General features: G+C 72.5%; 29 protein-coding genes. 14 read left to right on the forward strand and 15 right to left on the reverse strand.

The features are described from left to right. Nucleotides 1–116: 116 nt before the first annotated feature. Nucleotides 117–518 carry a peptide-methionine (R)-S-oxide reductase MsrB gene (gene msrB / locus AB0C33_RS07905; RefSeq protein ID WP_352325044.1) on the reverse strand — a complete coding sequence of 134 codons (402 nt, stop codon included), beginning with the start codon at nt 516–518 and terminating at the stop codon, nt 117–119. A 371-nt stretch (nt 519–889) separates the two neighbouring features. Between msrB and ligD the strand changes: the two genes are divergently transcribed. Next, on the forward strand, nt 890–1,900 hold the full coding sequence (ligD, locus tag AB0C33_RS07910) for a non-homologous end-joining DNA ligase (protein WP_358284768.1): 1,011 nt from the start codon (nt 890–892) through the stop codon (nt 1,898–1,900). 112 nt (nt 1,901–2,012) lie between these two features. On the opposite strand, the gene AB0C33_RS07915 is transcribed toward ligD, so the two are convergent. Beyond that, nucleotides 2,013–2,312: a hypothetical protein gene (locus tag AB0C33_RS07915; RefSeq protein WP_358284770.1), complete on the reverse strand. Its 300-nt coding sequence runs from the start codon at nt 2,310–2,312 to the stop codon at nt 2,013–2,015. A 357-nt stretch (nt 2,313–2,669) separates the two neighbouring features. Here AB0C33_RS07915 and AB0C33_RS07920 point away from each other — a divergent pair, with 357 nt between their 5' ends. Further along, nucleotides 2,670–3,209, forward strand: a complete 540-nt coding sequence (locus AB0C33_RS07920; protein WP_358284772.1) for a hypothetical protein — start codon at nt 2,670–2,672, stop codon at nt 3,207–3,209. A 414-nt stretch (nt 3,210–3,623) separates the two neighbouring features. On the opposite strand, the gene AB0C33_RS07925 is transcribed toward AB0C33_RS07920, so the two are convergent. From AB0C33_RS07925 to AB0C33_RS07940, 4 genes are all read right to left on the reverse strand, one after another. Continuing rightward, complete coding sequence (locus AB0C33_RS07925; RefSeq protein WP_358284774.1) at nt 3,624–4,436, reverse strand: MBL fold metallo-hydrolase; 813 nt, start codon at nt 4,434–4,436, stop codon at nt 3,624–3,626. Between the two features lie 5 nt (nt 4,437–4,441). Further along, nucleotides 4,442–4,636: a hypothetical protein gene (locus tag AB0C33_RS07930; RefSeq protein WP_358284776.1), complete on the reverse strand. Its 195-nt coding sequence runs from the start codon at nt 4,634–4,636 to the stop codon at nt 4,442–4,444. Nucleotides 4,637–4,778: 142 nt separating this feature from the next. Beyond that, complete coding sequence (locus tag AB0C33_RS07935) at nt 4,779–5,426, reverse strand: response regulator transcription factor (RefSeq protein WP_358284778.1); 648 nt, start codon at nt 5,424–5,426, stop codon at nt 4,779–4,781. After that, a complete protein-coding gene (locus AB0C33_RS07940; RefSeq protein WP_358284780.1) occupies nt 5,423–6,598 on the reverse strand; it encodes a histidine kinase in 1,176 nt (391 codons plus the stop codon). The genes AB0C33_RS07935 and AB0C33_RS07940 overlap by 4 nt, the downstream gene beginning before the upstream one ends. A 149-nt stretch (nt 6,599–6,747) precedes the next feature. Here AB0C33_RS07940 and AB0C33_RS07945 point away from each other — a divergent pair, with 149 nt between their 5' ends. Further along, nucleotides 6,748–7,284 (forward strand): YceI family protein, encoded by a 537-nt coding sequence (locus AB0C33_RS07945; RefSeq protein WP_358284782.1) that lies wholly within the window; start codon nt 6,748–6,750, stop codon nt 7,282–7,284. On the opposite strand, the gene AB0C33_RS07950 is transcribed toward AB0C33_RS07945, so the two are convergent. After that, a complete protein-coding gene (locus AB0C33_RS07950; protein WP_358284784.1) occupies nt 7,244–9,358 on the reverse strand; it encodes an acyl-CoA dehydrogenase in 2,115 nt (704 codons plus the stop codon). The genes AB0C33_RS07945 and AB0C33_RS07950 overlap by 41 nt on opposite strands. Nucleotides 9,359–9,679: 321 nt before the next feature. Here AB0C33_RS07950 and AB0C33_RS07955 point away from each other — a divergent pair, with 321 nt between their 5' ends. Together AB0C33_RS07955 and AB0C33_RS07960 are read left to right on the forward strand one after the other, a co-directional pair. Continuing rightward, the gene (locus tag AB0C33_RS07955) at nt 9,680–10,048 is read left to right on the forward strand and encodes an RNHCP domain-containing protein (protein ID WP_352325680.1); all 369 of its coding nucleotides are present in this window, start codon (nt 9,680–9,682) and stop codon (nt 10,046–10,048) included. Nucleotide 10,049: 1 nt separating this feature from the next. Continuing rightward, nucleotides 10,050–10,451 (forward strand): RNHCP domain-containing protein, encoded by a 402-nt coding sequence (locus AB0C33_RS07960; RefSeq protein ID WP_352365635.1) that lies wholly within the window; start codon nt 10,050–10,052, stop codon nt 10,449–10,451. Nucleotides 10,452–10,524: 73 nt separating this feature from the next. On the opposite strand, the gene AB0C33_RS07965 is transcribed toward AB0C33_RS07960, so the two are convergent. Then, nucleotides 10,525–11,412 carry a tetratricopeptide repeat protein gene (locus tag AB0C33_RS07965; RefSeq protein WP_358284786.1) on the reverse strand — a complete coding sequence of 296 codons (888 nt, stop codon included), beginning with the start codon at nt 11,410–11,412 and terminating at the stop codon, nt 10,525–10,527. Between the two features lie 17 nt (nt 11,413–11,429). Then, nucleotides 11,430–12,863, reverse strand: coding sequence for an aldehyde dehydrogenase family protein (locus AB0C33_RS07970; RefSeq protein WP_358284788.1), 1,434 nt, complete (start codon nt 12,861–12,863; stop codon nt 11,430–11,432). Between the two features lie 69 nt (nt 12,864–12,932). Here AB0C33_RS07970 and AB0C33_RS07975 point away from each other — a divergent pair, with 69 nt between their 5' ends. Together AB0C33_RS07975 and pgeF are read left to right on the forward strand one after the other, a co-directional pair. Beyond that, the gene (locus AB0C33_RS07975) at nt 12,933–13,574 is read left to right on the forward strand and encodes a GNAT family N-acetyltransferase (RefSeq protein WP_358284790.1); all 642 of its coding nucleotides are present in this window, start codon (nt 12,933–12,935) and stop codon (nt 13,572–13,574) included. Nucleotides 13,575–13,583: 9 nt separating this feature from the next. Next, entirely contained in the window at nt 13,584–14,291 is a 708-nt protein-coding gene (pgeF, locus tag AB0C33_RS07980; protein WP_358284792.1) for a peptidoglycan editing factor PgeF, read from the forward strand. Between the two features lie 22 nt (nt 14,292–14,313). Here the strand turns inward: pgeF and AB0C33_RS07985 are convergent, their stop codons facing one another. The 3 genes from AB0C33_RS07985 to AB0C33_RS07995 are packed head-to-tail and all read right to left on the reverse strand — an operon-like array spanning nt 14,314 to nt 16,535. Then, nucleotides 14,314–14,652 (reverse strand): hypothetical protein, encoded by a 339-nt coding sequence (locus AB0C33_RS07985; RefSeq protein ID WP_357964915.1) that lies wholly within the window; start codon nt 14,650–14,652, stop codon nt 14,314–14,316. A 27-nt stretch (nt 14,653–14,679) separates the two neighbouring features. After that, entirely contained in the window at nt 14,680–15,816 is a 1,137-nt protein-coding gene (locus tag AB0C33_RS07990) for an ATP-dependent DNA ligase (protein ID WP_358284794.1), read from the reverse strand. Further along, nucleotides 15,813–16,535 (reverse strand): pyrimidine reductase family protein, encoded by a 723-nt coding sequence (locus AB0C33_RS07995; protein ID WP_358284796.1) that lies wholly within the window; start codon nt 16,533–16,535, stop codon nt 15,813–15,815. The genes AB0C33_RS07990 and AB0C33_RS07995 overlap by 4 nt, the downstream gene beginning before the upstream one ends. A gap of 132 nt (nt 16,536–16,667) precedes the next feature. On the opposite strand from AB0C33_RS07995, the gene AB0C33_RS08000 reads away from it, so the two are divergent. Continuing rightward, nucleotides 16,668–17,069, forward strand: coding sequence for a hypothetical protein (locus AB0C33_RS08000; protein WP_358284798.1), 402 nt, complete (start codon nt 16,668–16,670; stop codon nt 17,067–17,069). A gap of 38 nt (nt 17,070–17,107) precedes the next feature. Here AB0C33_RS08000 and glgX read toward each other — a convergent pair whose 3' ends face one another. Beyond that, nucleotides 17,108–19,237: a glycogen debranching protein GlgX gene (glgX, locus tag AB0C33_RS08005; protein WP_358284800.1), complete on the reverse strand. Its 2,130-nt coding sequence runs from the start codon at nt 19,235–19,237 to the stop codon at nt 17,108–17,110. A 33-nt stretch (nt 19,238–19,270) separates the two neighbouring features. Further along, a complete protein-coding gene (locus AB0C33_RS08010; protein ID WP_358284802.1) occupies nt 19,271–19,696 on the reverse strand; it encodes an OsmC family protein in 426 nt (141 codons plus the stop codon). 158 nt (nt 19,697–19,854) lie between these two features. Here AB0C33_RS08010 and AB0C33_RS08015 point away from each other — a divergent pair, with 158 nt between their 5' ends. From AB0C33_RS08015 to AB0C33_RS08025, 3 genes are all read left to right on the forward strand, one after another. Beyond that, nucleotides 19,855–20,406, forward strand: coding sequence for a sigma-70 family RNA polymerase sigma factor (locus AB0C33_RS08015; RefSeq protein WP_358284805.1), 552 nt, complete (start codon nt 19,855–19,857; stop codon nt 20,404–20,406). After that, on the forward strand, nt 20,406–21,296 hold the full coding sequence (locus AB0C33_RS08020) for a maleylpyruvate isomerase family mycothiol-dependent enzyme (RefSeq protein WP_358284807.1): 891 nt from the start codon (nt 20,406–20,408) through the stop codon (nt 21,294–21,296). Before AB0C33_RS08015 ends, AB0C33_RS08020 begins: the two co-directional genes overlap by 1 nt. A gap of 175 nt (nt 21,297–21,471) precedes the next feature. Further along, a complete protein-coding gene (locus AB0C33_RS08025; RefSeq protein ID WP_358284809.1) occupies nt 21,472–22,242 on the forward strand; it encodes a SigB/SigF/SigG family RNA polymerase sigma factor in 771 nt (256 codons plus the stop codon). A gap of 87 nt (nt 22,243–22,329) precedes the next feature. Here the strand turns inward: AB0C33_RS08025 and AB0C33_RS08030 are convergent, their stop codons facing one another. Continuing rightward, nucleotides 22,330–23,676, reverse strand: coding sequence for an ankyrin repeat domain-containing protein (locus AB0C33_RS08030; RefSeq protein WP_358284811.1), 1,347 nt, complete (start codon nt 23,674–23,676; stop codon nt 22,330–22,332). A 145-nt stretch (nt 23,677–23,821) separates the two neighbouring features. Between AB0C33_RS08030 and AB0C33_RS08035 the strand changes: the two genes are divergently transcribed. From AB0C33_RS08035 to AB0C33_RS08045, 3 genes are all read left to right on the forward strand, one after another. After that, nucleotides 23,822–24,574: a DUF1707 domain-containing protein gene (locus AB0C33_RS08035; RefSeq protein WP_358284813.1), complete on the forward strand. Its 753-nt coding sequence runs from the start codon at nt 23,822–23,824 to the stop codon at nt 24,572–24,574. A gap of 71 nt (nt 24,575–24,645) precedes the next feature. Next, on the forward strand, nt 24,646–25,146 hold the full coding sequence (locus AB0C33_RS08040) for a SigE family RNA polymerase sigma factor (RefSeq protein WP_352363802.1): 501 nt from the start codon (nt 24,646–24,648) through the stop codon (nt 25,144–25,146). A gap of 2 nt (nt 25,147–25,148) precedes the next feature. After that, a complete protein-coding gene (locus tag AB0C33_RS08045) occupies nt 25,149–25,856 on the forward strand; it encodes a hypothetical protein (protein WP_358284815.1) in 708 nt (235 codons plus the stop codon). Nucleotides 25,857–25,880 lie beyond the last annotated feature (24 nt).

Genomic DNA, 25,880 nt, shown 5'->3' on the forward strand with positions numbered 1-25,880 from the left:
TGAGTCACGACACGCCCGATCGTCTCAATCGTCACCCAGCGGTGGCGAAGATGGACACGGCCCACAAGCAGGCCCCTACCCCCTGTGGACGATCGGTACGCTCTGTCGCTGATCGATCACCCCTTGGGTTCGAGCCTCAGCGAGACCGAGTTGATGCAGTAACGGTCGTCGGTCGGCGTCGGATAACCCTCGCCGTGGAAGACGTGACCGAGGTGGGAGTCGCAGCGGGCGCAGCGCACCTCCGTGCGCACCATGCCGTGACTGTTGTCCTCGATCAGTCTCACCGCCTCCGACCCCGACGGCTCGAAGAAGCTCGGCCATCCACAGTGCGACTCGAACTTCGTGTCGGACCGGAACAGCTCGGCGCCGCAGGCGCGGCACGAGTACACGCCCTCGGTCTTGGTGTCGACGTACTCCCCCGTGAACGGGCGCTCGGTCCCGGCCTCCCTGAGCACGTGGAACTCCTCAGGAGAGAGCCTGGCCCGCCATTCGGCCTCGCTCTTGACCACCTTGTCCATGCGTCCAGACTACGAGATCCGGCAAAAAGAGATCTCCGCAGGGTGAAGCATCCTTTCTCGGCCGAATTCGCGTCTTTGTCGGTAAGGGGGTGTCATCGCCTCCTGCCAAGGGGTGAGATCGTCCGCGGCTCGCCGTAGCGGCACAGCCCACGCCCGTGCTGGCGCCGCTGGCGACCCGAGATGGCCGGCCGGGTGGCGCGCCAGCGCCCGGAACGGCGATGGATGATCTTAGGTCCGTCCCGTCGAGCCCCGGTCCCGCCACCGACGCGGCTCCGGGACGGGCCCACCTCTCACGTCGGCCCTGTCGTCGGCCCTGTTTGTCGGCTCTGTCGTCGGCTGTTCTGTCGGTGCGGGGGAGTAGGTTCGGTGGCATGGCATCGCCGTTCATAGAGCTCAAGGTGGGGGAGCGGACCGTCAAGGTCACCAATCCCGACAAGGTCTACTTCCCGGAGATCGGGGCGACAAAGCGGGAGCTGGTCGAGTACTACGTGAGCGTCGGCGAAGGGGCCCTGCGCGCGCTCAGAGACCGGCCGACCAACATCAAGCGCCATCCCGACGGCGTCCAGACCGAGGCCATCTACCAGAAGCGCATGCCGCCCAGGCATCCCGAGTGGCTGCAGTCGGTCACGGTCACCTTCCCCAGCGGCCGCACCGCCGACTCGCTCCGGGTCACCGAGGTCGCCGCGATCGCCTACTGCGCCAACCTGGGCACCATCGACTTCCACCCCTGGCAGGTGCGGGCCGCCGACGTCGAGCACCCCGACGAGCTGCGCATCGACCTCGACCCGCAGCCCGGCCTGGAGTTCGACGCCGCGCGCCGGGCCGCCGAGCGCACCCGCGAGGTGCTCGACGAGCTGGGCATGGCGGGGTTCGTCAAGACCTCGGGCAACCGCGGGGTGCACATCGCGGTGCGCATCGAGCCCCGCTGGGACTTCGTCCAGGTGCGTCACGCCGGCATCGCGCTGGCCAGGGCGGTCGAGGCCCGCGATCCCGACCTGGTGACCACCGCGTGGTGGAAGGAGGAGCGCGGCGACCGCGTCTTCATCGACTTCAACCAGAACGCCAGAGACCGCACCGTCGCCAGCGCCTACTCCGTCCGGGCCCAGCCGCACGCCCCCGTCTCGACCCCGCTGACCTGGGACGAGCTGGCCGACGCCGACCCGCGCGACTTCGACATCCGCACCGTCCCGGCCCGCTACGCCAAGCTGGGCGACGTGCACGCGGCCATCGACGACCGGGCGTACTCGATCGAGCCCCTGCTGGAGATGTACGCCGCCGACGACCGCGGCGACCTGCCCTACCCGCCCAACTACCCGAAGATGCCGGGCGAGCCCAAGCGCGTCCAGCCCAGCAAGGCCAGGAACGCGCCGGAGGAGAAGTGATCACTCACCTGCCGGGCGCGGCGGGAGTCCCGGTCACCGACGGCTGACCTTCGGTGTCGGCAACCCGAAAGGCCGGCCCCCGTCGTGGGGCCGGCCTTTTCGCGGGAGCCGGTCAGCAGGTGTCGGCTCCGTCGAAGGTGCGCACGCCGCGCGGCACGCGCGAGTAGATGGTCTCGCCGGGGTCCACGGTCTGGCAGGCGCCGTCCGTCCCACGCGCCCAGATGATCTTCAGTCGGAGCCGGTAGCCGCAGTCGTTGCGGGCGTAGCCGGTCTTGGTGATGGTCCCGGTGTTCTGCCAGACGGTCACGCACGACGGCGCGTTCCCGGCCGGCGCCGCCCAGGCCGGCAGCGAGCTGAAGGTGCAGCACGCGACGGCGAGGGTGGTGAGGGCTGCTCGGGTGGCTGGGCGCATGTGAGGTGTCCTTCCGTTCCGGCCTCGGCCAGGCGGCTGCCTGGGCAGGGGGCGAGGTGGAGACATAAGCGAACATCTCAGATCGATAACGGTGGTGGCGATCGTGAGCTGGTACAGGATGCGAGCCGCAGGTCTGGGCGTGTCGCGCGTAACGCTGGGACGACGCTTCCGAAAATGTGGTCGAGTCCCCACAAACCCCTGCACCCCTTCCGCCTGGCGAAACGCACCGGATGGCATGACGGACAAGACGCTCCGGACGGCATGACGCCGTAAGTCACGCGGTTCGGGCCGAACTTGTCAGGCGTTTCCCGCATCGAAACGGTCATGAACTCAAGCGCCACGCACAAGAGCAGCCCGATGGCCCGCCGACTCCGCGTCTGGGCGTCGACCGTCGCCCTGTCGACCTCACTGGCGCCGATCCTCGCCACGGGCGCCGCCTTCGCCGCGACCGGCCCGGCGGCGACCGACCCGTTCCAGGGCATCGACTGGGCGCCCGTCGTGGAGCGGGCGCTGCACTGCCCCAAGCCGGGGCCGAAGGACAAGTGGTACGTCGTCCGTGCCCGGGTCGCCGCCGTCGGCGACCTCACGCGGGACGGGCGTCCCGACACCGTCGTCACCTCGTCCTGCCCGAGCCCCACGGCGGGCAACCCGGTGCTGGCCTTCGTCTACGACGGCGCGTCCCGGCGTTCGGCCCCGCGGCTGATCGGCACGCTCGGCAAGAACCGGTACTTCAAGACCCAGACCGTCGCCGTCCAGAACGGCGAGGTGCGCCTGAGCGGCAAGGTGGTCAGCGACAAGGCTCCCCGGTGCTGCCCCGACCTGCTCGTCCGCCAGACCTACAAGTGGACCGGCAAGGCGTTCAAGCGGACGTCGGAGAAGCTGGCCAAGCTCTCCTGAACAGGGCGGCGGCTGTGGGCCGCACGGCCGGACCCGGCGCCTGGGACGGGACCCGACGGCCCGGCCGTGCGGCGGCACAGGAGGTGCGGCCGAGATCGAAGGTAACTCCGGTACCTCCCGCTGGGGGAGAAATCGGATATGTAAACTTCCGCCCCCGGTAGGGGATTCCCCATCCGGGTAGAAGAAACTTCATCCCAGGCCAAACGCCGAAGCACCCGTCCCGAAACGGCCTCGGTCGGGTGCCGCGCCTCGGACGGGTGCAGGTTCGGACAGGTGCAGGTTCGGACGGGTGCGGGTTCGGACGGGTGCAGGTTCGGACGGGTGCGGGTGCGGGTGCGGGCCGCGGAGAGGTGCGGCTCCGGACGGGTGCCCGTCCGGGCGGGTGCGGGGCCCGGACGGGTGTGGAGCGAGCGGTCAGCGGCGCACGAGGTGGTGCGGCGCCAGTTCGCGGGTCTCGCCGCGTTCCAGGTAGACCACCCGGTCGGCCAGGCCCACCTGCTCGATGTGGTGCCGGAAGTCGTCCAGCGGTGAGCTGAAGACGCCGTAGTCGTCGTAGTGCACCGGCACCACGGTGTGCGGGTTGATCAGGTCGACCCAGGTCGCGCCCTGCTCGCCGTCCATGGTGACCAGCAGGGTGCCGAGCAGGCGGGTGCCGCCCAGGTGCACGAGCGCGAGGTCGACCTCCGGGAAGCGACGCGGGATCGCCTCCAGACGGCGGTCGAGCAGGGTGTCGCCGCTGATGTGCAGGCGCAGCTCCACCAGGCCCTCGGGGCCGCGGAACTCCAGCATCGTCCCGATCACCGGCGGCAGCAGCGTCTCGGCGGGGCCGGGCGCGTGCCTGGCGGGCAGGGCGGTGACGGTCACGCTGCCCTGCGGGCCGCTCAGCTCGTGCTGCTCCCACACCTCCAGGCCCGTGCTGCGGCCGAAGCCGCGGCGGCGCAGCGTGCGCGCCGCCTGCCGGGTGGTGATGATCTGGGTGCCCTTGTCCAGGCCCTTCTCCGTCACCCGGTCCCAGTGGTCCCCGTGCAGGTGCGACAGCACCACCGCGTCGATGGGCGGCAGGTCCGACACGTCGATGGCCGGGTCCTTCAGCCGGCGCGAGCTCAGGCCGTAGCCCAGGTACGCCCGCTGGCCGCGGTGCAGGAAGTTGGGATCCGTCAGCAGCGTGAAGCCGTTGTAGCGGATCAGCGTGGTCGCGTTGCCGATGAACTGCAGGCTGCCCTTCATCCCGCTCACCCCGGATACGGCGGGTGCTGGCCCGGAGGCACGCCGCCGCCCTTGCCGCCGCCCTTGTGTCCCTTGTCGCTGCCGTGCGGACGGCCGGCCCGCTTGCCGCCGCTCTTGGACTCCGGCACGGCGTCGGCGGATTTCGAGTTCGCGCCGGACTTACCCGACCGGCGAAGTTCGGGCTGTTGCGGATTACTCATGGCTTTTGTCCCCCTTTGCGGCTTATCACCTACCTCGCTGCTCCGCCGCCAAACCCGCCGCCGAACCCGCCGCCAAACCCGCCGCCGAACCCGCCGCCGAACCCGCCGCCGAACCCGCCGCCGAACCCGCCGCCCGCGGCGCCTACCGGGTCAGGCCCGCGTCGTGGGCGATGAGGCCCGCCTGGGTGCGGTTGTGGCAGCCCAGCTTGTCCAGCAGGCGCGACACGTACCCCTTGACGGTGGGTTCGGCCAGGTGGAGGCGGGCGGCGATCTGCGCGTTCGACAGGCCCTCGCCGAGGCAGGCCAGCACCTCGCGCTCGCGTCCGGTCAGCGACTCCAGCAGCTCGCGGGCGCGGGCGCGGGCCGGGTCCGCGGCGGCCGAGGCCGCCACCAGCCTGCGGGCGGCGATGGGCGACAGCACGGTGTGCCCCTCGGCGGCCACTCGGACGAGCCCGATCAGGTCCTCCGGCGGCGTGGACTTGACCAGGAAGCCGGCGGCCCCCGCGCGCAGGGCGCGCAGGACGTACTCGTCGGCGTCGAACGTCGTCAGCACCACGACGACCGGCGGCCGGGGTAGCTCAGCCAGGCGTTCGATCGCGGTGAGCCCGTCCACGCGGGGCATGCGCAGGTCCATCAGCACGACGTCCGGACGGCTGCGCACGACCGCCTCGACGCCGGCGGCGCCGTCGTGGGCCTCGTCCACGACCTCGATGTCAGGCGCCGAGCCGAGGATGGTGCGCAGGAAACGGCAGACCATCGGCTCGTCGTCCACGACCACGACCCTGATCATGTCGCCACGTACGCCGGGAGAACGGCCTCGACGGTGAACCCGCCGTCGGGGGCCGGCCCGGCGCGCAGCGTGCCGTGCACGACCTCGACCCGCCGCCGCAGGTCGGCGATGCCGAGGCCGGAGCCGGTGCCGGCCAGGGGACCGCCGGGCAGGCCGGTCGGCGGCGTGTTGCGCACCGTGAGCCGCACCCGCGCCTGGCCGTACTCGATCCGCACCTCCACCCGCGCGCCCGGCGCGTGCTTGCGCACGTTGGTCAGCGCCTCGCGCACGATCCGGTACGCCGTGCGCCCCACCACCGGCGAGGCCAGCGCCCGGTCGCCCTCCTCGACCAACTCGGCCGGGGTGCCCACGGAGGCGGACTCGGCGACCAGCGCGGCGAAGTCGGCCGCCGACGGCGGCACGTCCGGCTCCGGCGCGGTGCGCAGGACGCCGATCAGGTCCCGCAGCTCGTCGAGCACCTGGCAGCCCGCGGCCCGCAGCTCCTCGGCGGTCTGCCGGGTGTGCTCGTCGGCCGCGGTGACCCGCAGCGCGCCGGCCTGCAGCACCATGAGGCTCACCCGGTGGGTGACGACGTCGTGCATCTCGCCGGCCAGCCGGGCGCGCTCCTCGGCGCGGGCCTGCTCGGCCAGCAGGTGCCGCTCGCGTTCGGCCCGTTCGGCGCGTTCGACCAGCATCCTGAGCACCCGCCGCCGTCCGTCGAGGTAGAGCGCGAGCAGCGGGCCGACGGCCGTGCGCAGCACCCCGTCGACCAGCACCCCTGCCGACGGGTCCCACACCCGCGCGATCACCATCGTGTACGCGGCCAGCGCGGCGACGGCGATCCGCCGGTCCCTGCGGTCGTAGAGCGGTCCGTACGCCGCCGCGATCGTCGCGAACGGCGCCCACACGTTCTCCTGCCCGGCCGGGACCAGCACCCCGGCCGGCGAGATCAGCAACGTCACCACCAGCGTGTACGTCCCCAGCACGCCCAGGACCGTCAGTGGCGCCCGGCGGCGGGCCACCAGCGACAGGCACGCGGCCGCCTGGACCGCCAGCAGCGCCCAGGCGAGCGGACCCGGACGCTCGGGCCACCACGACAGCCCGAGCAGCGTCGAGCCGGTGTCCAGCAGCGCGAATCCGCCCGCGATGACCACGTCCAGCACGCGGGAACGGCGACACGCCCCTGCACCCATGCCGCAAACGCTACGACATCCCCGCATGCCGTAAATATCGGGTAAGTGGGAAACCATACGAAAGTCGCATGCGCTCCCGCCGATCGTCGCCCCCACCAGCGACGGCCCGCTCTGCCGCACGGCCACCCCGCCGCCGTGCAATGGAACCCATGACGAACCTCCCCCCGCTGGGCCGCTACGAGATCGACACCGAGAACTCCGCGATCCACTTCACCACCCGGCACCTGTACGGCCTCGCCCGCGCCCGCGGCACCTTCGACGTCAGAGGCGGCACCGTGGACGTCGCCGAACCGCTCGCCGACTCCCGCGTGCGCGTGGAGATCGACGCCGCCGGCTTCCACACCGGCAACCACCGGCGCGACGAGACCGTGCGCTCGCCCCGCTTCCTCGACGCCGACCGCCACCCCCTCATCACCTTCGCCGGTGGGCCCACCGGCGACGGGACGCTGACCGGCACGCTCACCGTCACCGGCGTCGCGCGCCCGCTCACCCTCACCCTTGAGCGCTGCGACGTGACCGCGAACGGCTTCACCGTCGTGGTCGCCGCCCGCGTGGACCGGACCGCCTTCGGGGTGACCGCCATGCCCGGGCTCGCCGCCCGTCACCTGGCGATGTCGGCCGAGATCAGGTGCGTGCGGGCGGGCGTCACGGATCGCGGGGAAGGCCCAGCGCGCGCTCGGCGATGATGTTGAGCTGCACCTCCGTGGTGCCGCCGCCGATGGTGAAGGCCCGGGTGGTCAGGATCACGCGGTTCCAGTGGCGGTCGGACGGCGCCAGCGACCAGCAGAACTCCGAGACCGCCTGCGCGTGCCGCATGCCGAGCAGCTTGCGCACGCTGGAGGCGGGCCCCGGGTCGGCCCCGGCCAGCCTGGACAGCGTCACGCGCAGCCCGAGCGCCGAGATCGCCTGGCCCTCGGCCCACAGGCGGCCCGCCTGCTCGCGTTGCGACTGCCGCAGCGGCGGCAGGGTCCCGACCAGCCGGATCATGTCGGTGTGCCGGGAGCCGGGCCCCCAGGAGTCGCCGAGCGCGACCCGCTCGTGGGAGAGCGTGTCGCGGGCCACCCGCCAGCCGCCGTCCACCTCGCCCACCACCAGGTCGTCCGGGACGAAGACGTCGTCGAGGAAGACCTCGTTGAAGATCTCGTCCCCGTTGATCTCCTTGAGCGGCCTGACCGTGACGCCGGGGGCGGACATGTCCACCAGGAAGTACGTGATCCCCTCGTGCTTGGGTCTGCCGGGGGAGGTGCGGGCCAGGCAGATGCCCCAGTGGGCGTACTGGGCGAGGGACGTCCAGATCTTCTGGCCGGTCAGCGACCAGCCGCCCGCCACGCGGGCGGCCCTGGTGGACAGGCCGGCCAGGTCGGATCCGGCGCCCGGCTCGCTGAACAGCTGGCACCACACGAGCTCGCCGGTGAACGTCCTGGGCAGGAAACGGTCCCGCTGCTCGGGGGTGCCGTACGTGACGATGGACGGGACCGCCCAGGCGGCGATCCCCAGGTTGGGACGCTTGAGGTCGCGGAACTCCTGGTGGATGATCACCTGTTCCAGCGGCGTGGCCGCGCGGCCCCACGGCCTGGGCAGGTAGGGCATGATCCAGCCCTCCCGCGCGAACCGGCCCAGCCGGGCGAGCGGCTCCTCGCGCCGCAACGACTCGGCCTCCGCCCTGATCGCCTCCCTGAGCGGGACGGACTCCTCGGGCAGGTCGGGCTCCATCGCGCGGCGGGCGCCCGCGAGCGCCAGCTCGGCGACCTGCTCGGCCCACGGCCCCGGGTCGCCGGCGAGCATGCGGCCGGACAGGGCGCGGCGGTAGTGGCGGTGGGCGTCGTGCTCGAAGGTGTAACCGATGCCGCCGAGCACCTGGATGGCGTCGGCCGCGCAGCGCACCGCCGCGTCCGGCCCCAGCACCGCCGCCACCCCGACGGCCAGCCGCACGTCGTCACCGAGCCCGCCGGGCTGACCGAGCCCGCCGGGCCCGCCGAGCCCGCCGGGTTCGCCGGGCCCGCGAGACGCGCCGGACGCGCCCGGCCCGTCCGTGGGTGGGGTGTCCAAGGCGCGGGCGGCGTCCCAGACGGCGGCGCGGGCCTGCTCCAAGGCGACCAGAGCGGCCGCCACCCGGTGCTTGACGCCCTGGAACTGGCCGATCGGGCGGCCGAACTGCTCGCGTACCTTGGCGTGGGCGGCGGCCGTGCCGACCGCCCAGGCGGCGGTGCCGCACGCGTCGGCGCTCAGCAGCACCGCGGCCAGCTCCCGCACCGGCACCGGCCCCAGCAGACGCTCCGGCGGGACGTCGCGGCCCGTGACGGCCGTGACCGTGCACAGGTCCCGGTCCAGGTCGACGCCCTCGGCGGGCTCGGCGCGCACGCCGGCCCGGTCGAGCAGCGCCCACCCGTCACCGTGCGGAACGAGGAACAGGTCGGCCCCGGCCGACCCGAGAGCGAGCGGCCCGAGCGCGACGGCCGCCGTCAGCGACCCGTCGGCCAGCCCGCGCAGCAGGCCGGGCGCGGGCGGTCTCCCGGACCGGGCGAGCGCCGCCGAGGCCAGCACACCCGGCAGGTACGGCCCCGCCACCCGCAGCTCGCCCAGCACCTCCAGCGCCACGCACAACTCGACCAGCCCGTACCCCTGCCCGCCGTGCTCCTCCGGCAGGTGCAGCCCCAGCAGCCCCTGCCCGGCCAGCGCCCGGTGCTCGACGGTACGGCCCGCCAGCCCCCGCACGGAGGCCGCCAGCGCCCGGTGTTCCTCGGTCAGCCCGATCCCCATGGACGAACACTAGAACGATATTCGGTCGATCTCCAGGGCCCGCGAAAAACCGTTGGCGCGCGGCCGGAGGGGGTGGTTAGCCTGGCAATCGTCCTGTTCGGTGCGACTTGTGGAGGTGGGTTGATGACCGGCACGGCGCCCAGCGCGCCTCTCTCGTGCCACGGGTGTGCTCGCCTCCCTGTGTTCCAGGGCCTGAGGACGAGCATCTGAAGTCCTGGCCTCAATGGGCCGGACCGCCTGTGGCACCAGCGTGCCTGTGAGGCCCGCTCGGCGCTCCCTTGCTGCCTTTTTTCACGACAAATCCGGCAAGGAGAACCCAGGTTGTCTGCCAACGGCAAACCTCGTTCCATCATCAGCACCGACACCTTCGCCTGCGTCCGCTGCGGCCTGACCGTCGCCGCGTACGCGCCCGGCGGCGTCCGCCGTAACCACTGCCCGAGCTGCCTGCACTCGTTGCACGTGCTCGACCGGGTGGAGGGCGGCCCGTCGGAGTGCCGGTCGCGGATGAACCCGATCTCCATCGCGGTCCTCCGCACCGGCGACTGGATGATCATCCATCGCTGCTCGCGCTGCGGCGAGCTGACGTCCAACCCGATCTGCGGGGACGACAACCAGCTCATCCTCATGCGCATGGCCGTACGCCCGCTCGCGCAGCCGCCGTTCCCGCTCGAAGCGTTCGGCGACCTGTGACATGCCCAGGAGGAACCCTGGCCGGGCCAGGCCGCAACAGCCCAAGGCCGTGCGACGTGACGAGCGCGGCGACGCGTTCCGCTGCGTCGGCTGCCGGCTGGACGTACCGATGGACGCGCCCGGCACGGCGCACCGCAACCACTGCCCGCACTGCCTGACCAGCCTGCACGTCGACCACCGGATCCCGGGGGACCGGCGGGCGGGCTGCCGGGGCCCGATGGCGGCGCTCAGCGTCACCGTCAGGCCGGACGGGGAGTGGCTGATCATCCACCACTGCCAGGCGTGCGGCGGGCTCAGCGCCAACCGCATCGCCGGCGACGACAACGCGCTGGCCCTGCTGCGCATCGCCGTACGGCCGCTGTCCGACAGCCGCCTGCCGGTGAACGCCCTGCTGGCGCTCTGACCGAAGGCGCTGTCAAAGAGATGCCATCACAACGGCGGGCCGCCCTCCGGGGCGGCCCGCCGCTCGCGACGGCCTAGTCGTCGCCGAACTCCAGGCGCAGGGCCAGCGTGAAGTCGTTCACCGCCTCCTCGTGCCGCTCCATCTCCTGGAAGATCTCGCCGCGCACCCGGTAGGCCCAGATGTACTCAGGGTCCAGCTCGATGGCGCGGTCCAGGTCGCGCAGCGCGGCCTCGTTGTCGCCCATCTCGCTCAGCACCGCGCCCCGGCTGCCGAACGCGCGGTCGTTGTCGGGGTCGAGCTCGACCGCTCGGTTCAGGTCGGCCAGCGCCTCCTGGTAGCGGTCGGTCATGCGCAGCGCCTCGCCGCGCCGGCTGAGCGCCCGCACGTGGTCGGGGTCGGCCTCCAGGGCCCTGGTGTAGTCGGCGATGGCCTCGCTGTAGAGGTGCATGCGCTGGTACAGGTCACCGCGCGCCACCCACGAGTACGCCAGCTCCTCGTTCAACGCGATGATCTTGGCGTGCTCGTCCAGGGCCTCGTCCAGCCGGTCCATGTCCACCAGGGCGTCGGCCTTGGCCTCCAGGATCCACAGGGACTCGGGGGCGAGGGTGAGCGCGTGGTCGAAGTCGTCCATCGCCTCCTCCAGCCGGCCGAGCGCCGCGTACGCCTGCCCGCGCGAGCCCAGCGCGTACGCGCTGTCGGGTTCCAGTCTCAACGACTCGTCGAAGTCGGCCAGAGCGGCCTCGTACCGCTCGATGACCCGATGGCTCTCGCCGCGCAGCCGCCAGGCGCGGGCGTTGTCCGGGACCAGCGTTATCGACTCGGTCAGATCGGCGATGGCGGCCTCGTGCCGCGACAGCGCGATGTACGATTCGGCTCGGCTGCGCAGCACGGACGCGCGCGACTGGGCGGCTGCCTCGGACAGCTCGGTCAGCTCGGACTGGTCGTTGATCCCCTCGCTCATGGAGGGAATCTATCTAACTAAATCTGGATGATGGCCGCCTTTTCCCGGGTGTACTCCACGACGGAATCGTGGCCGTACCCGCTGTCCTTCACGCCGCCGAACGGCAGGCCCGGAGGCATCTGGCGGTAGGTGTTCACCCACACGGTGCCGCTCTGCAGATCCCGCACGAACCGGTGCGCCCGTCCGAGATCCCGCGTCCACACCCCGGCCGCCAGCCCGTACGGCGAGTCGTTGGCGATCTCCAGCGCCTGCTCGTCGCTCTCGAACGGGATGGCCACCGCCACCGGCCCGAAGATCTCCTCCTGGCAGATGCGCAGGCCGTTGTCCTCGGTCGTGTAGAGCGTGGGCGCCACCCAGTAGCCTCCCGGCAGGCCGGGCACCACCTCGGCCCCCGACCGCCCGCCGAAGACCAGCTCGGCCCCCTCCTTCTCGGCCGTCTCCAGGTACGAGCGCACCCGCTCGAACTGCCCGGCCGACACGATCGGGCCCATGGTCGTGGCCAGGTCGAGAGGGTCGTCCAGGACCAGGCCGGCGCAGATGTGCCTGATCCGCCCGAGCAGGTCGTCCCAGATCGACCGGTGGACGAGGATGCGCGAGCCGGCCACGCACACCTGCCCGGCGTTGCCGGTGTAGACGGAGTTCACGGTGACGCCCTGCGCGGCGGCATCCAGGTCGGCGTCCGGGAAGACGATGTTGGGCGACTTGCCGCCCAGCTCGAACGTCAGCGGCTTCAGCGCGTCCGCCGAGGCCCGGGTGATGGCCTGGCCGGTGGCCGTGGAGCCGGTGAGGCTGATCTTGCCGACGTCCCGGTGCCGGACGAGCGCGTCGCCGACCTCCTCGCCGAGCCCGCTGACGATGTTCAGCACGCCCGGCGGGAACACCTCGGCCAGCAGCTCGCCCAGCCGCAGCACCGACGCGCCGGCCTGCTCGGCGGGCTTGACGATCACCGTGTTCCCGGCGGCAAGGGCGTAGGCCGCCTTGGCGGAGAAGGTGGAAATGGGGGAGTTCCAGGGGATGATGCAGACCGCCACCCCGTACGGCTCGCGCCGTGTCAGCCCGAGCGTGTCGGGCCCGAGCAGGACGGTGTCGCCCTTGACCGCCTCCAGGCACTGCCCGGCGGCCAGCTGCCACAGGTACGCCATGCCCGGCAGGTCCTTCTTGAGCGTGTCGCGCAGGATGCGGCCGTTGTCGCGGGTCTCCAGCCGGGCCAGTTCCTCGGCGTGCCGGGTGAACACCTCCGACACCTTGCGCAGGAAGTGCGCCCGGCCCAGGGCGGGCATGGCCGACCAGGCGGGGAAGGCCGCCCGCGCCGCCGCCACGGCGGCCTCGGCCTCGGGCGCGCCACTGGCCGGGATCCGGGCCCACGCCTCGCCCGTGGCGGGGTTGACGGTGTCCATCGTCCGGTCCGCGGGGACCAGCTCGCCGCCGATGAGATTGCGGTAATCAGGCACGCGCCCAAGCATATGCTTGCTTGCCATATGCGGGCCAGTCCCGGATGGATCGGGGCATAATGGTCTTCCGTGAAAATCGACCTGACCTGGCCGGAAACCGCCGACGAGCCCCTGCTCGCCGCCGTCCACCGCGTGCTGCACGCCGTCGTCGAGCTGGGCGGCGCGGTCGGCTACCTCGCGCCGCCCACCAGGGACGAGACCGACCCCTGGGTGGAGTCCACGCTCGCGATGGCCAGGAAGGGCGAGGGGCGGCTCGCCCTCGCCACGGTCGACGGCACGGTGCAGGCCATGGGCCTGTGGCGGCGCGGCCAGGAGGCGGTCTTCCGGCACTCCGGCGAGATCGGCAAGGTCATGGCCCACCCGCAGGCACGCGGGCTCGGGCTCGGCCGGGTGGTCGTGTCCGGTCTCGCGGACGACGCCCGCGCCGCCGGCATCGAGACGCTCACGCTGCGGGCGCGCGGCAACAACCACGGCGCGATCGCGCTGTACCAGAGCCTCGGGTTCCGCGAGTGGGGGCGGCTGCCGAACGTGGTCGAGGTGGGCGAATGGCGCTTCGACGAGGTGAACATGTACCTGGAGCTCGGCCGCCCGCCCGGCGCCATCCTGCACGGCTCCTCCCCAGGCGGCCCCGGCTCCTCCCCTCAGCCCGGCTCCTCGCCGCAGCCCGGCGACTCCCCGGGCAGCCCCGGCTTCTCGCCGCAGCCCGGATAGGATCGGGGCATGCTGCTGGCCCCCGGAGTGCACGCCGTCGTCACCGACCGCCACGGAGGGGTCAGCGCCCCGCCGTACGGCTCACGCAACCTCGGCGGCATGGTCGGCGACGACCCGGCGGCCGTACGGGCCAACCGCGAGAGCCTGGCGGCCGAGCTGGGCGTGCGCGCCGTCGTCTACATGCGCCAGGTCCACAGCGCCGACGTCGCCTACGTGAGCGAGCCGTTCGGCGACGACCCGCCGCCGCTCGACGGCGTGTTCACCACCGAGCCGCGCCTGGCGCTGGCCTCGCTGGGCGCCGACTGCCCGGCCGTGCTGGTGGCCGACCCCGAGGCGCGCATGGTCGGCGCCGCCCACTCCGGACGTCCCGGCACCGAGGCGGGCGTGGCCACCGCCCTGGTCGAGGCCATGGCGGCCAAGGGCGCCCGGCCGGGCCGGATGGTGGCGCTGATCGGCCCCGGCGCCTGCGGCCGCTGCTACGAGGTGCCCGAGGACCTGCGCGGGCAGGTGGCCTCGAAGGTGCCGCCGACGTGGTCGACGACGTCGTGGGGGACCCCGGCGCTCGACCTGCGGGCCGGGATCGAGTCCCAGCTCAGGGCGGCGGGCGTCGCCGACGTGCGGCACGACGCGCGTTGCACCATCGAGTCCGCCGAGCTCTACTCCCACCGCCGCGAACAGCCCAGCGGCCGCTTCGCCGGCCTCATCTGGCTGACCTGACCCGGAAGCCCCCCGGAGGGGGCTACTTCTCGCGGGAGCCGTTGAAGACGACGTTCACGATGATGATTCCGACCCAGATCGGGATCAGCGCCATCGCCCGTCCGCCTCCCGCGAAGGCGAGCGCCACCGTGGACAGCGTGCCCAGCGAGAGCGAGACGATCGCCAGCGCCAGCCGCTGGCCGTCGGACCCCCTGGCGGGCGCCTTGGCGCGCGGGGCCGTGCCGGCCAGGCGCTCGTCGACCCGCCGGTCGACCTCCTGGCCCACCTTGTCGAGGAACGACTCCACCAGGGCGTCCTCGAAGTCGGGGCCGAGGTCGCGCCGCGCGGACACGGCCGCCTTGAGCTCATCACCGGTGGTCATAAGGGAGAGACTAGACCGCTTTGCCCCCTAACGGGCGAGGATGTCGTCGAGGTCGTAGCTGACCGGCCGTTCCAGCTGCTCGTACGTGCACGACTCGGGCGTGCGGTCGGGCCGCCACCGCCGGAAGTGCGCCGTGTGCCGGAACCGGTCGCCCTCCATCTGGTCGTAGGCCACCTCGATCACCAGCTCGGGCCGGAGCGGGATGAACGACAGGTCCTTCTTGGCGTTCCACCGCGACACCGCGCCTGGCACCCGCTGCCCGCCGGTCGCGGGCCCCGCCGCCGGCTGCCCGGCGTTGGCCGTGGCCTGTTCGGCCCAGTGGCCCCACGGGTGCTCGCTCAGCTCCGCCAGGTACGGCTTGAGCTCCTCCACCAGCTCGGCCCGACGCGCCATGGGGAACGAGGCCGCCACGCCCACGTGATGCAGCCGGCCGTCGTCGCCGAAGAGGCCGAGCAGCAGCGAGCCGACGATGGGCCCGGTCTTGTGCTCGCGGTAGCCGCAGATCACCACGTCGGCCGTGCGCTCGTGCTTGACCTTGAACATCGTGCGCTTGTCGGGCACGTACGGCTGGTCGCCCGGCTTGACGATGATGCCGTCGAGGCCCGCCCCCTCGAAGGCGTCGAACCATTCGCGCGCCTGCTCGTCGGCGGTGGTGACCGGCGTCAGCCGGACGGACCCGCCCTGGTGCGGGAACAGCTCCTCCAGCCGCCGCCGCCGCTCGGCGAACGGCTCCTCCATCAGCGACTCGTCGCCCACGGCCAGCAGGTCGAAGGCGATGAACTGGGCCGGCGTCTGCTCCGAGAGCAGCTTGACCCGCGAGGCGGCTGGATGGATGCGCTGCTGGAGGGCGTCGAAGTCGAGCTGCGCCCCCCGGGGCAGCACGATCTCGCCGTCGATCACCACCTTGCCGGGCAGCTCGGCCTTGACCGCCTCGACCAGCTCGGGGAAGTAGCGGGTGAACGGACGCTCGTTGCGGCTGCCGAGGTAGACCTCGTCGCCGTCCCTGAACACGATGCAGCGGAAGCCGTCCCACTTGGGCTCGTAGAACAGGGTGCCGTCCTGCTTGGGCATGGCCTTGACCGGCTTGGCCAGCATCGGCGGCACGGGCGGCCGGACCGGGAGGTTGGGCACCGGCTCCGGCTCTTCGACGGGCTGCTCGGTCATGGGCTCTGCTCCCTCGTGTATCTGCAGAAGAGGACCCCCTCCTCTTCCAGGACCTGGCGGAGGTCAAGCGGGACCTGCGCGGCCACGCCGTTCAGTATGCGGGCCGCGCCGCCCGCGACCAGCATGGGACTCACCGACAGGCACAACTCGTCGATGAGGTCGTCGGCGGACAGCTGCGCGTTGATGCGCGGGCCGCCCTCGCACAGGACGCGGGTCAGGCCGCGCTCGTGCAGCTCACGCACGGCCAGCCGCATGTCGACGCCGTCGTCGCCGGCGATGATCAGGTCGGACCGCCGGCCGGCCAGCTTGCGGCGCTCGGCGGGCGCGGACTCGCAGGTGATCACGATCGTCGGGTTGGTCGCGTCGGTGAACAGCTCGCCGTCGAGGTCGAGGTCGAGGCTGCGGGTGATCACCGCGATCGGCGGCACGTCGGGACGCCCGGCCCGGATCGACGACCAGGAGGCCCGCGGCTTGACCGGGCCGTAGCCCTCGGTGCGGACGGTCGCCGCCCCCGCGACGATCACGTCGGACAACCCGCGCAGGATGGCGAAGATGCGCTTGTCGCCCCTGCTCGACAGCCCGCCCGAGCGCCCCTGCAGCCACGCCGCGCCGTCGGCGCTGGAGACCATGTTGAGCCGCAGCCAGGGCCGCCCCTCGGGGTAGGCGTAAGCCTGCGGGATGTCCGGATTGTCTTGAAAGTCGGGATAGATGCGCCGCACTCCTCTACCTTGGCACACCCCACCGACAAACCGTCCCCGGGGGTTTTGCGGCTGACAGCACTTTTGAGTAACTGAAGGACGAAAGGCCTGGAGTCTGCATACGGTGGCGGCAGAGCCTCGCCGGGAGGGGACATGGGCCTGCTCACCGCCGTCACATGGACGATCGCCGCACTGATCGGGATCTACCTGCTCTACCGCTGGCTCTCGGCCGGCGGCCTGCGCCGCCAGGAGGCCAAGGTCACCCGCTTCCCGGTGACGCTGCTGCTGTCCCATCCGGCGCTCGCGGCCGCGTCGCTGGCCTGCTGGGTGGCCTACCTGCTGACCGGCCGCGCCCCGCTGGCCTGGCTCGCCCTCTGCGGGCTCACCGTGGCCGCGCTGCTGGGCTTCACGATGTTCACCCGCTGGCTCGGCGGCGGACGCCACCAGCGCCGGGCCACCGGCTTCCCGGTGCTCGCCGTGGTCCTGCACGGCGTGGCCGGGGTGACCACGTTCGCGCTGCTCCTCGTCACGGCCGGCATCGCCCGCGTCTTCTGACGGCCCGGCGGGTCAATACAGCCAGGTGGTCGATGGAGCTAGGGCGTCTGCGGTTCCCTGGGCAGCCGCAGGACCTGGAAGGACCGGCCGGTCACCGCCACCAGGTCGCCCGCCCGCCACCGCTCGTCGCCGAACGCCTCCTCCACCACGTCGTGACAGGTGTCGAGCACCGGCAGCCACTCGGCCCCGAACTCCGGCCCCGGAAGCGTGAACGACAGGTTCTCGTGGTGGGCGTTGATGAGCAGGAGGAAGGAGTCGTCCACGATCCGCTCGCCGCGCGGGCCCGGCTCGGTGATGGCCTCGCCGTTGAGGTAGACCATCAGCGACTTGGCGTAGCCGGTGTGCCAGTCGCCGGCCGTCATCTCCTTGCCGCCCGGGGTCAGCCAGACCAGGTCGCGCTTGCCGTTGTCGGGGTGGCGGCCGTGGAAGAAGCGGCGGCGCTGGAAGACCGGGTGCTCGCGGCGCAGCTTCGACAGCGTCTTGACGAACTCCAGCAGGTCGGACTCGGCGTGCAGCATCGACCAGTCGATCCAGGCCAGCTCGTTGTCCTGGCAGTAGGCGTTGTTGTTGCCCCGCTGGGTGCGGCCGATCTCGTCGCCGTGGGAGAGCATCGGCACGCCCTGCGACAGGAACAGCGTGGTCAGGAAGTTGCGGCGCTGGCGGCGGCGGAGGGCGACGATGTGCGGGTCCTCCACCGGGCCCTCGGCGCCGCAGTTCCAGGACCGGTTGTCGTTGGTGCCGTCGCGGTTCTCCTCGGCGTTGGCCTCGTTGTGCTTGTGATCGTAGGAGACCAGGTCGGTCAGGGTGAAGCCGTCGTGGCAGGTGACGAAGTTGATCGAGGCCACCGGGCGGCGGCCGGAGGACTCGTACAGGTCGGCCGAGCCGGTCAGGCGGGAGGCGAACTCGGGGAGCGCGGAGTTGGTGCCCCGCCAGAAGTCGCGCACGATGTCGCGGTACTTGCCGTTCCACTCCGTCCAGAGCGGCGGGAAGTTGCCGACCTGGTAGCCGCCCGGCCCGACGTCCCAGGGCTCGGCGATCAGCTTCACCTGCGAGATCACCGGGTCCTGCTGGATGAGGTCGAAGAACGCGCTCAGCCGGTCGACGTCGTGCAGCTCCCTGGCCAGGGCCGAGGCCAGGTCGAAGCGGAAGCCGTCGACGTGCATCTCCAGCACCCAGTAGCGCAGCGAGTCCATGATGAGCTGCAGCGCGTGCGGCGAGCGCACGTTGAGCGAGTTGCCGCACCCGGTGTAGTCGAGGTAGTACCGCCGGTCGCCGTCGTGCAGGCGGTAGTAGTTGACGTTGTCGATGCCCCGGAAGCCCAGCGTGGGGCCCATGTGGTCGCCCTCGGCGGTGTGGTTGTAGACCACGTCGAGGATGACCTCGATGCCCGCCTCGTGCAGCGCCCGCACCATCGCCTTGAACTCCAGCACCTGCTGGCCGCGGGTGCCGGAGCCGGAGTAGCGGCCGTGGGGGGCCAGGTAGGCCATCGTGTTGTAGCCCCAGTAGTTGGTCAGCCCCCGGGCCACCAGGAAGTGCTCGGGCACGTAGTGGTGCACCGGCATGAGCTCGACCGCCGTCACCCCGATGGACAGCAGGTGCTCGATGATCGCCGGATGCCCGACCCCGGCGTACGTGCCGCGCAGGTCCTCCGGCACGCCCGGGTGGCGCATGGTCAGCCCCCGCACGTGCGCCTCGTAGATCACCGTCTCGTGGTACGGGATGCGCGGCGGCCGGTCGTTGCCCCATTCGAAGAACGGGTTGATCACCACGTTCTTCGGCATGTACGGGGCGCTGTCCTCCCTGTTGCGCACCGACGGATCGGTGAAGTAGTAGGGGAACAGCGCCTCGTTCCAGGTCAGCTCGCCGTCGATGGCCTTGGCGTAGGGGTCGAGCAGCAGCTTGGAGGGGTCGCAGCGACGCCCCTGCGACGGCTCGTACGGCCCGTGGACGCGGTAGCCGTACCGCTGGCCCGGCTGGATCCCCGGCAGGTAGCCGTGCCAGACGAAGCCGTCGACCTCCGGGAGCGGCACCCGCTCCTCGCTGTCGTCGTCGTGAAAAAGGCACAGCTCGACCCGCTCGGCGACCTCGGAGAACACGGCAAAGCTGGTGCCGACGCCGTCCCAGGTGCCGCCGAGTGGATAGGGTTCGCCCGGCCAGACCTCGCGCATGTGACCCAATTGTCGCACGCGAATGCGTTCCTGTTAGAGGAGTTCGGCTTTCAGGGTGATCGTGGTGCCCGCCAACGCCTTGCTGACCGGGCAGTTCGCCTTGGCGGTCGCGGCGGCCTCCTGGAACTGCTCGGCCGAGATGCCCGGAACGTGCCCCTGCACGGTGAGCACGATGCCCGTGATGCCCTCGCCCGGCTGGAACGTCACGTCCGCGCTCGTGCGCAGCGACTCCGGCGGCGTGCCGGCGCCGGCCAGGGCGTGCGACAGGGCCATGGAGAAGCAGGAGGAGTGGGCGGCGGCGATGAGCTCCTCGGGGGAGGTGCGGCCGCCCGCGGCCTCGGCCCTGGAGGGCCAGGAGACCTCGAACGTGCCCACGCCCGAGCTGTCGAGCGAGACGGTGCCCGAGCCGTCGAGCAGGGCGCCCTTCCATTGCGTGGTGGCGGTGCGGGTGGTGGCCATGGCGGGTGATCCCTCCGGTCGTCGTCCGTTCGACACTATCGCGGGGCCGCGGAGCGGGTGGCGGGGGGCGTCCGCCTCAACATTTCCGGCGAATGGTGACATGCTCGGGTCGCGGCGCACCCGCCCGCCTCGGTCCGGACCACGGGAGTGTGGTGCCAGTGGAGGCACCGTACGACGACCGCCTGCTGCACCAGCGGGTGGTCGGCGGCGACGAGTCGGCGCTGGGGGAGGTCTACGATCGGCTGTCCGCACTGATCTTCGGGCTCTCCTTACGGGTCACCAGGGACCGCGTGATCGCCGAGGACATCACGCAGGAGGTGTTCCTGGTGTTCTGGGAGCGCCCGCTGGCCTACGACCCCGGACGCGGCCCGCTGCGCGCCTGGCTGGCCACGATCGCCCACCGCCGCGCGGTCGACCACGTGCGCGCCGAGGAGCGCCGCCGCGTCTCCGCGCTCGGGCCGCGGCTGTTCGAACGCGAGCCCGCCAGGCTGGAGGAGGCCGTGCTGGCCGCCGAGGAGGCCGAGCGCGTGCGGCAGGCGGTGACGTCGTTGCCCGAGGGGCTGCGCCGGCCGGTGGAGCTGGCCTACTTCGGCGGCCGGACGTACCGGCAGGTGAGCGAGGAGCTGGGCGTGCCCGAGGGAACGGCCAAGTCGCGCATCCGGCTGGCGCTGCGGCGCCTGGCCGACGCCCTGGCGGAGGAAGAAGCGTGATGGATCCTGTCGAGCGCCTGTATCTGGACACGTTGATGGAGGACCCGGCGGTGCCGGTCCGTTCCCTGCGTCCGCAGCTCCTGGCCGGGGCCAGGGCCCGCCGCCGCCCCGCGGCGCCGACCGCCGGCTGGGCGCTGCCGTACGCCGGCCGCGTCGCCGCCATGGACGCGCTGCTGGCCTCGGCCGCGGACGACGACTGGGCGCGCGTCATCGTCGAGGGCTGGACGCTCCAGGAGCTCGTGGCCCACCTGGCCGCCAAGGACGGCCTGCTGGCCGCCTCCGTCGGCGCGCCCGTGCTCGGCCCGCCGCTGGCCGCCCGGGACGCGGCCGGCCGCACGGCGGACGTGCAGGCGTACGAGCGGGCCCGCAGCCCCGAGCAGACCAGGCGCGACTGGCGGGCCCAGGCCGACGCCCTCTGCCGCCACCTGGGCGGCCTCGACCCGGCCACCCCGGCCACGGTGGACGGCATGGAGACGGTCGTGCGCGACCACGTCCTGGCCAGGAGCCTGGAGACGTGGGTGCACGCCGCCGACGCCGCCACGGCGGCCGGGGTGCGCCTGCCCGACCCGGTGCCCGAGCACATCCGCCCCACGGCCGACCTGTGCGCCCGCCTGCTGCCCTGGACGATGCTCCTGTCCGGCCTGGACGGCTCCGGCCGCACCCTGCGCCTCACCCTCACCGGCGCGGGCGGCGGCGACTGGCGCATCCCGCTCGGCGTCGCCGACACCGCCCCCGGCACGCCGGACGCCCACCTGACGGCGGACGTGGTCGCGTTCTGCTTCCTGCTGGGCGGCAGGGGCGAGCCGGACGCCTTCCCCGCCGAGCTGACGGGCGACCTCGCGCTGGCCCGCGACCTCCTGACCTCGGCTCCCGCCCTGTCGGGACCGTGAGCTGGTAAGCTGTGATCGATCTGTGACCTAATATAGGGTGATAAATCGGGATCCATAGGGAATCCTTTGATCCGAAGTCCAGCAGAGGGCTTCAACTCACGTTCAAACGTGGCGTGCCTCTGCCTGGGCTTTTTTCCATGGACGGGGCCGCCTTCGGGCATATGGAGCTACTCAGATGGCCGTCCTGGATATCGCACTCGACGAAATGACCGCCGAACAGCTTCTGGCTGAGATGAACAGGCCGGAAGCCTCGGACGAGCACAAGGCCCGCATCCGTGAGCGCGTCGTCACCATGTACGACTCCCTCGTCACCGAGGTCACCCGTCGCTACCGCCACCAGCGCGAGCCGATGGAGGACCTGCGCCAGGCCGCCTACGTCGGCCTGATGAAGGCGATCAACGGCTTCGACCCCGAGCTCGGCCACGAGTTCCGCGGCTACGCCATGATCACGATGGTCGGCGAGGTCAAGCGGCACTTCCGCGACCGCACCTGGGCCGTCAAGGTGCCGCGCGTCTACCAGGAGCGCCGGCTGGAGCTCAACAAGGCCACGGCCGACCTCACCCAGACGCTCGGCCACTCGCCCACCGTCTCCGAGCTCGCCGCGCACATGAACATCACCGAGGAGGACGTCCTGCTCACCCTGGACGCCTCCACCGCCTACAGCGCCCTGTCGCTGGACGCCCCCGTAGGCGGCGACAACGACGGCGCCGACCTCGGCGACTTCCTGCCCTCGCAGGACGAGTCGCTGGACACGCTGCTCGGCAAGTACTCCGTCAAGCCGCTCATCGACGCCCTGCCGTCGCGCGAGCGCAACATCCTGCTGATGCGCTTCTACGGCAACATGACCCAGTCGGAGATCGCCGCCGAGTTCGGCATCTCGCAGATGCACGTCTCCCGCATCCTGCGCGCCGTGCTGAACCAGCTCCGCACCGCCCTGTCGGACTGACCGGGTGGGCGGGCGGCCCCTGCTCCAGGGCCAGAACCCCGGCCCCCGGCGGCCCCGCCCAGCGGGCGGCCGCCGGGGGCGACAGGGTCACTCCCCGCCGATCCCCGTGACGAGGTCTCTGGCGTAGTCGTCGTCGCTCTCCTCCAGCACCCGCCTGACGCCCTGCTCGGCCCGCTCGTCGCCGCGCGCCGCGAGCCCCCGCGCCGCCTCGGCCACCGTGCGCAGGTCGGCGTCGGCCAGCCGGTCGGCCAGCGCCTCCCGGATGCGGGGCGTGTCCGCCGACAGCCCGGCCAGCCCGGCCGTGGCCCAGTCGCGGATCTCGGCCTCCTCGTCCCGGGACATCTCGATGAGCAGCGACAGGCCCTCCTCGTGGTCGGCGGGCAGGACGTCGGCCAGCGCGATGGCGTCCGTCATCGTGCGCTTGTGGCCCGGCCGGCCGATGATGTCGAGCACGGCGGGCAGCGCGCGCGGGTCGCCCTGGTGCCCCAGCGCGGCCAGCACCGAGCGCAGCACCTGCGGGTTGCCCTCGGTGGTCACCATCTTCTGCAGCAGCGCCAGCGTGCGGTCGAGGTAGGGCTTCTCGCCGTCGGCGAACCCGAACTGGGCGATCGCGTCGACCCCGAACTCCCGCTCGCGCGCGTCCTCGCTCACGCACAGCCGGGACAGGGCCTCGTAGGTCTCGTCGTCGGCCCGCCGGCCGAGCGAGTCGGCCACGATCCACCAGGTCTCGGCGTCCTCGTCGACGTCGCGGTGGGCGACGGCCCTGGCGACGAGCTGGTCGACCGGCGTGTGGACGCCCGCCGCGTCCTCCAGGACGGTCGCCACGGCGGCGTGGCCCCGCTGGGCCTGCACCTGCTCGGTCTGCGAGCCGTCGGGGGAGCGGCCGGCCACGGTGACCAGCTCGGTGCCGTCCTTGGCGTACTGGCGGCCGACGACGTACTCCCAGCCCTCCTGGGCGATCTGGTCGAGCAGCGCGGACTCCAGGTGCACGCCCACCCAGTCGGCCGCGATGTCGAGCGGGCTGTCGCCGTCGCCGTCGAACTTCTCGTGGTCGGCGCCCGCCTCCAGCAGCGTCTGGACCACGCCCAGTGCCCCGCGCCTGGCCGCCAGCGTGAGCGGCGTGTCGCCGTCGTCGTTGGCCGCGTCGACCTCGGCCCCCGCCTCGATCAGCACGCCCGCGGTCGCGGCGTGGCCGTTGGCGGCGGCCCAGAGCAGCGCCGTCCAGCCGCCGGCCTCGCGGCCGTTGACGTCGGCCCCGGCCGCCAGCAGCGCCTCGGCCACCTCGACGCGGTCCCAGGCGGCGGCCGCGCAGAGCGGCAGCCCGGCCTCCTCGCCCTCGCTGGCCTTGTTGGGGTCGGCGCCGCCGGTGAGCAGCTTGCCCACGGTCTCGGTCTCGCCGTTCAACGCCGCGCGATAGAGCTGTTCCTCATGCATGACAGGACCCTAGCGTCTTCGCAGCCCGCGGTCGCCGGAGCACGCTGACGGGCGGTCCGTGGGCCCCGGGACCCATCCAAGGGTGTACGGATGTTCCTCCCAGGGGAGGAGCCCCAACCGGCCCAAGACGCGATATGTTGCGTCTATGACAGATCCGGGTGAGGTGCGCGCGTCGGACGCCGAGCGCGAGGCCGTCGTGGAACAGCTCCGTGTCGCCTCGGTCGAGGGCCGGCTCACGCTCGCCGAGCTGACCGACCGTACCGAGGCCGCCTACACCGCGACCACGCACGCCGAGCTCGCCCTGCTCACCCAGGACCTGCCCGTGGGCCGCGGGCCCGCGCCCACGCCCGCCCCGGCCCGCGAGGGCGGCAAGCGGCGCTGGTTCGTCGGCATCATGGGCGACACCAAGCGGCGCGGCACCTGGCGCATCGAGCAGGAGCTCGGCGCGGTCGCCGTCATGGGCGACGTGCTGCTCGACCTGCGCGAGGCCGAGGTGCGCACGGACGTGGTCGACGTCACGGCGGTGTCCGTGATGGGCGACGTCAAGATCATCGTGCCCGACGGCGTGAACGTCGACCTCGACGGCGTCGCCGTGATGGGCGACAAGAAGGTCGACGTGCTGGAGGCGGCCCCCGGCATGAACGTGCCGGTGATCCGGGTGCGCGCCTACGCCGTGATGGGCGACGTCAAGGTGCTCGGCGACTCCCGCGCCCAGCCGGTCAAGCGCGGCCTGGCCGCCTGGCGGGAGCACTGGCGGGCGCTGCACGGCGACGACTGGCGCGAGGTCGGCCGCCAGATGCGCGACGACGCCCGCGAGGTCGGCCGGCAGATCCGCGACGAGCACCGCGCCCTGGAGCGCGAGCGCCGCGACCGCCGCCGCGACCATGGGGGTTACTGAGGCCGTGCAACGCGGGCGGGGGTCTTCGGCGTAGTGATCGGTGAACATCACCGGACAGTGAGGACCCCTCGATGCGGGATCGTGCCGACTTCGAGCGATACGTCGAGCAGCGCTCGGCCCGCCTGCTCAGGACGGCGTACCTGCTGTGCCGCGACTGGGCCACGGCCGAAGACCTGACGCAGACCGCGCTGGCCAGAGCCTGGCTGGCCTGGCGGCGGGTCGGCGCGAACCCCGACCCGTACGTCTACCGCATCCTGACCAACACGCACGCCTCCTGGTGGCGGCGGCGCTGGCGGGGCGAGGTGGCCACGGGCGAGCTCCCGGACCGCCCCCAGGAAGCGGACGACACGGCCGGGCTCGGCACCCGGGACGCGCTCAGGGCCGCCCTGGCCGCGCTCCCGGCCAAGCAGCGGGCCGTGGTCGTGCTGCGGTACTTCGAGGACCTGCCCGACGAGGCCATCGCCGAGATCGTGGGCTGTTCGGTGTCCACCGTACGCAGCCAGGCCAGCCGCGCGCTGGCCAAGCTGCGGCTCGACCCCGCGGCCAGGGCCGCGGCGGAGACGGGGAGCTGACGATGACGGAACAGCGACTGCGTGACCTGCGTGACCTGCGTGACCTGCTCGAACACGACACCGCCGACGCGCCCCCGGGCGGGGTGCGGCTGGCCGACGTGGACGCCCGCGCCCGCCGCATCCGGCGGCGCCGGGGCCGGGCGGCGGCCTCGGTGGCGGCGGCGGCCCTGACGGTCACGGCCGTCACGGTGCTCACCGTGGACGCCCGGCCCGTTCCCGTGTCCACCCCCGCCGCCGGGGACGTGTGGGCCGGCGCCCTGGCCCAGCCCGCGCCGGCGCGCGCCCGGCCCCGGCCGCCGCTCTTCCACGGCTACACCCAGGGCGGCAGGCGGGAGACGTTCACCTTCGAGTCGAAGGCCGGGAAGGTGTCCTTCGCCCTCACCTGCCCGTCGGGCGGCTACGGGCTGGTCTGGCTCAACGGCGACCTGGTCGCCACCGGCGCGTGCGGGCCCACGGTCCGGCAGCCGCCCGGCTGGTTCGGCGACGCCACGGCCCGCGACGGCGTGAACGAGCTGAGCGCCGCCGTGGTGAAGGCCGCGGACGCGGGCACCGGCACGATGACCGCCGAGCGCGCCGACGAGCTGCTGGCCTGGACCGCCTCCTACCCCGCCGACTGGCGGCTGACGCTGGTGGACGCCCGCACCCGCGCGTGCCGGCCCGACGTGGTCAGCGTCGATCCGAGGACCGGCGCGATCACGGCCCAGTGCTGAGCGCCCGGTGCTGAGAGTTCGGTG

It is taken from the genome of Nonomuraea sp. NPDC048881, assembly GCF_040649795.1.
In the GTDB taxonomy this organism is placed as follows: domain Bacteria; phylum Actinomycetota; class Actinomycetes; order Streptosporangiales; family Streptosporangiaceae; genus Nonomuraea.

Excerpts from the sequence above, each read along its gene's own strand:
- AB0C33_RS08000 (WP_358284798.1), top strand. The coding sequence starts at position 16,668 with ATGGGCCTGCTCACCGCCGTCACATGGACGATCGCCGCACTGATCGGG.
- AB0C33_RS07985 (WP_357964915.1), bottom strand. The coding sequence starts at position 14,652 with ATGACCACCGGTGATGAGCTCAAGGCGGCCGTGTCCGCGCGGCGCGAC.
- pgeF (WP_358284792.1), top strand. The coding sequence starts at position 13,584 with ATGCTGCTGGCCCCCGGAGTGCACGCCGTCGTCACCGACCGCCACGGA.
- AB0C33_RS07935 (WP_358284778.1), bottom strand. The coding sequence starts at position 5,426 with ATGATCAGGGTCGTGGTCGTGGACGACGAGCCGATGGTCTGCCGTTTC.
- AB0C33_RS08040 (WP_352363802.1), top strand. The coding sequence starts at position 24,646 with ATGCGGGATCGTGCCGACTTCGAGCGATACGTCGAGCAGCGCTCGGCC.
- AB0C33_RS07965 (WP_358284786.1), bottom strand. The coding sequence starts at position 11,412 with ATGAGCGAGGGGATCAACGACCAGTCCGAGCTGACCGAGCTGTCCGAG.
- AB0C33_RS08025 (WP_358284809.1), top strand. The coding sequence starts at position 21,472 with ATGGCCGTCCTGGATATCGCACTCGACGAAATGACCGCCGAACAGCTT.
- AB0C33_RS07945 (WP_358284782.1), top strand. The coding sequence starts at position 6,748 with ATGACGAACCTCCCCCCGCTGGGCCGCTACGAGATCGACACCGAGAAC.
- AB0C33_RS08045 (WP_358284815.1), top strand. The coding sequence starts at position 25,149 with ATGACGGAACAGCGACTGCGTGACCTGCGTGACCTGCGTGACCTGCTC.
- AB0C33_RS07920 (WP_358284772.1), top strand. The coding sequence starts at position 2,670 with ATGGCCCGCCGACTCCGCGTCTGGGCGTCGACCGTCGCCCTGTCGACC.
- AB0C33_RS08030 (WP_358284811.1), bottom strand. The coding sequence starts at position 23,676 with ATGCATGAGGAACAGCTCTATCGCGCGGCGTTGAACGGCGAGACCGAG.
- AB0C33_RS08035 (WP_358284813.1), top strand. The coding sequence starts at position 23,822 with ATGACAGATCCGGGTGAGGTGCGCGCGTCGGACGCCGAGCGCGAGGCC.
- AB0C33_RS07915 (WP_358284770.1), bottom strand. The coding sequence starts at position 2,312 with ATGCGCCCAGCCACCCGAGCAGCCCTCACCACCCTCGCCGTCGCGTGC.
- AB0C33_RS07990 (WP_358284794.1), bottom strand. The coding sequence starts at position 15,816 with ATGACCGAGCAGCCCGTCGAAGAGCCGGAGCCGGTGCCCAACCTCCCG.
- AB0C33_RS07930 (WP_358284776.1), bottom strand. The coding sequence starts at position 4,636 with ATGAGTAATCCGCAACAGCCCGAACTTCGCCGGTCGGGTAAGTCCGGC.
- AB0C33_RS07950 (WP_358284784.1), bottom strand. The coding sequence starts at position 9,358 with ATGGGGATCGGGCTGACCGAGGAACACCGGGCGCTGGCGGCCTCCGTG.
- AB0C33_RS07940 (WP_358284780.1), bottom strand. The coding sequence starts at position 6,598 with ATGGGTGCAGGGGCGTGTCGCCGTTCCCGCGTGCTGGACGTGGTCATC.
- AB0C33_RS08010 (WP_358284802.1), bottom strand. The coding sequence starts at position 19,696 with ATGGCCACCACCCGCACCGCCACCACGCAATGGAAGGGCGCCCTGCTC.
- msrB (WP_352325044.1), bottom strand. The coding sequence starts at position 518 with ATGGACAAGGTGGTCAAGAGCGAGGCCGAATGGCGGGCCAGGCTCTCT.
- AB0C33_RS07960 (WP_352365635.1), top strand. The coding sequence starts at position 10,050 with ATGCCCAGGAGGAACCCTGGCCGGGCCAGGCCGCAACAGCCCAAGGCC.
- AB0C33_RS08020 (WP_358284807.1), top strand. The coding sequence starts at position 20,406 with ATGGATCCTGTCGAGCGCCTGTATCTGGACACGTTGATGGAGGACCCG.
- AB0C33_RS07925 (WP_358284774.1), bottom strand. The coding sequence starts at position 4,436 with ATGAAGGGCAGCCTGCAGTTCATCGGCAACGCGACCACGCTGATCCGC.
- glgX (WP_358284800.1), bottom strand. The coding sequence starts at position 19,237 with ATGCGCGAGGTCTGGCCGGGCGAACCCTATCCACTCGGCGGCACCTGG.
- ligD (WP_358284768.1), top strand. The coding sequence starts at position 890 with ATGGCATCGCCGTTCATAGAGCTCAAGGTGGGGGAGCGGACCGTCAAG.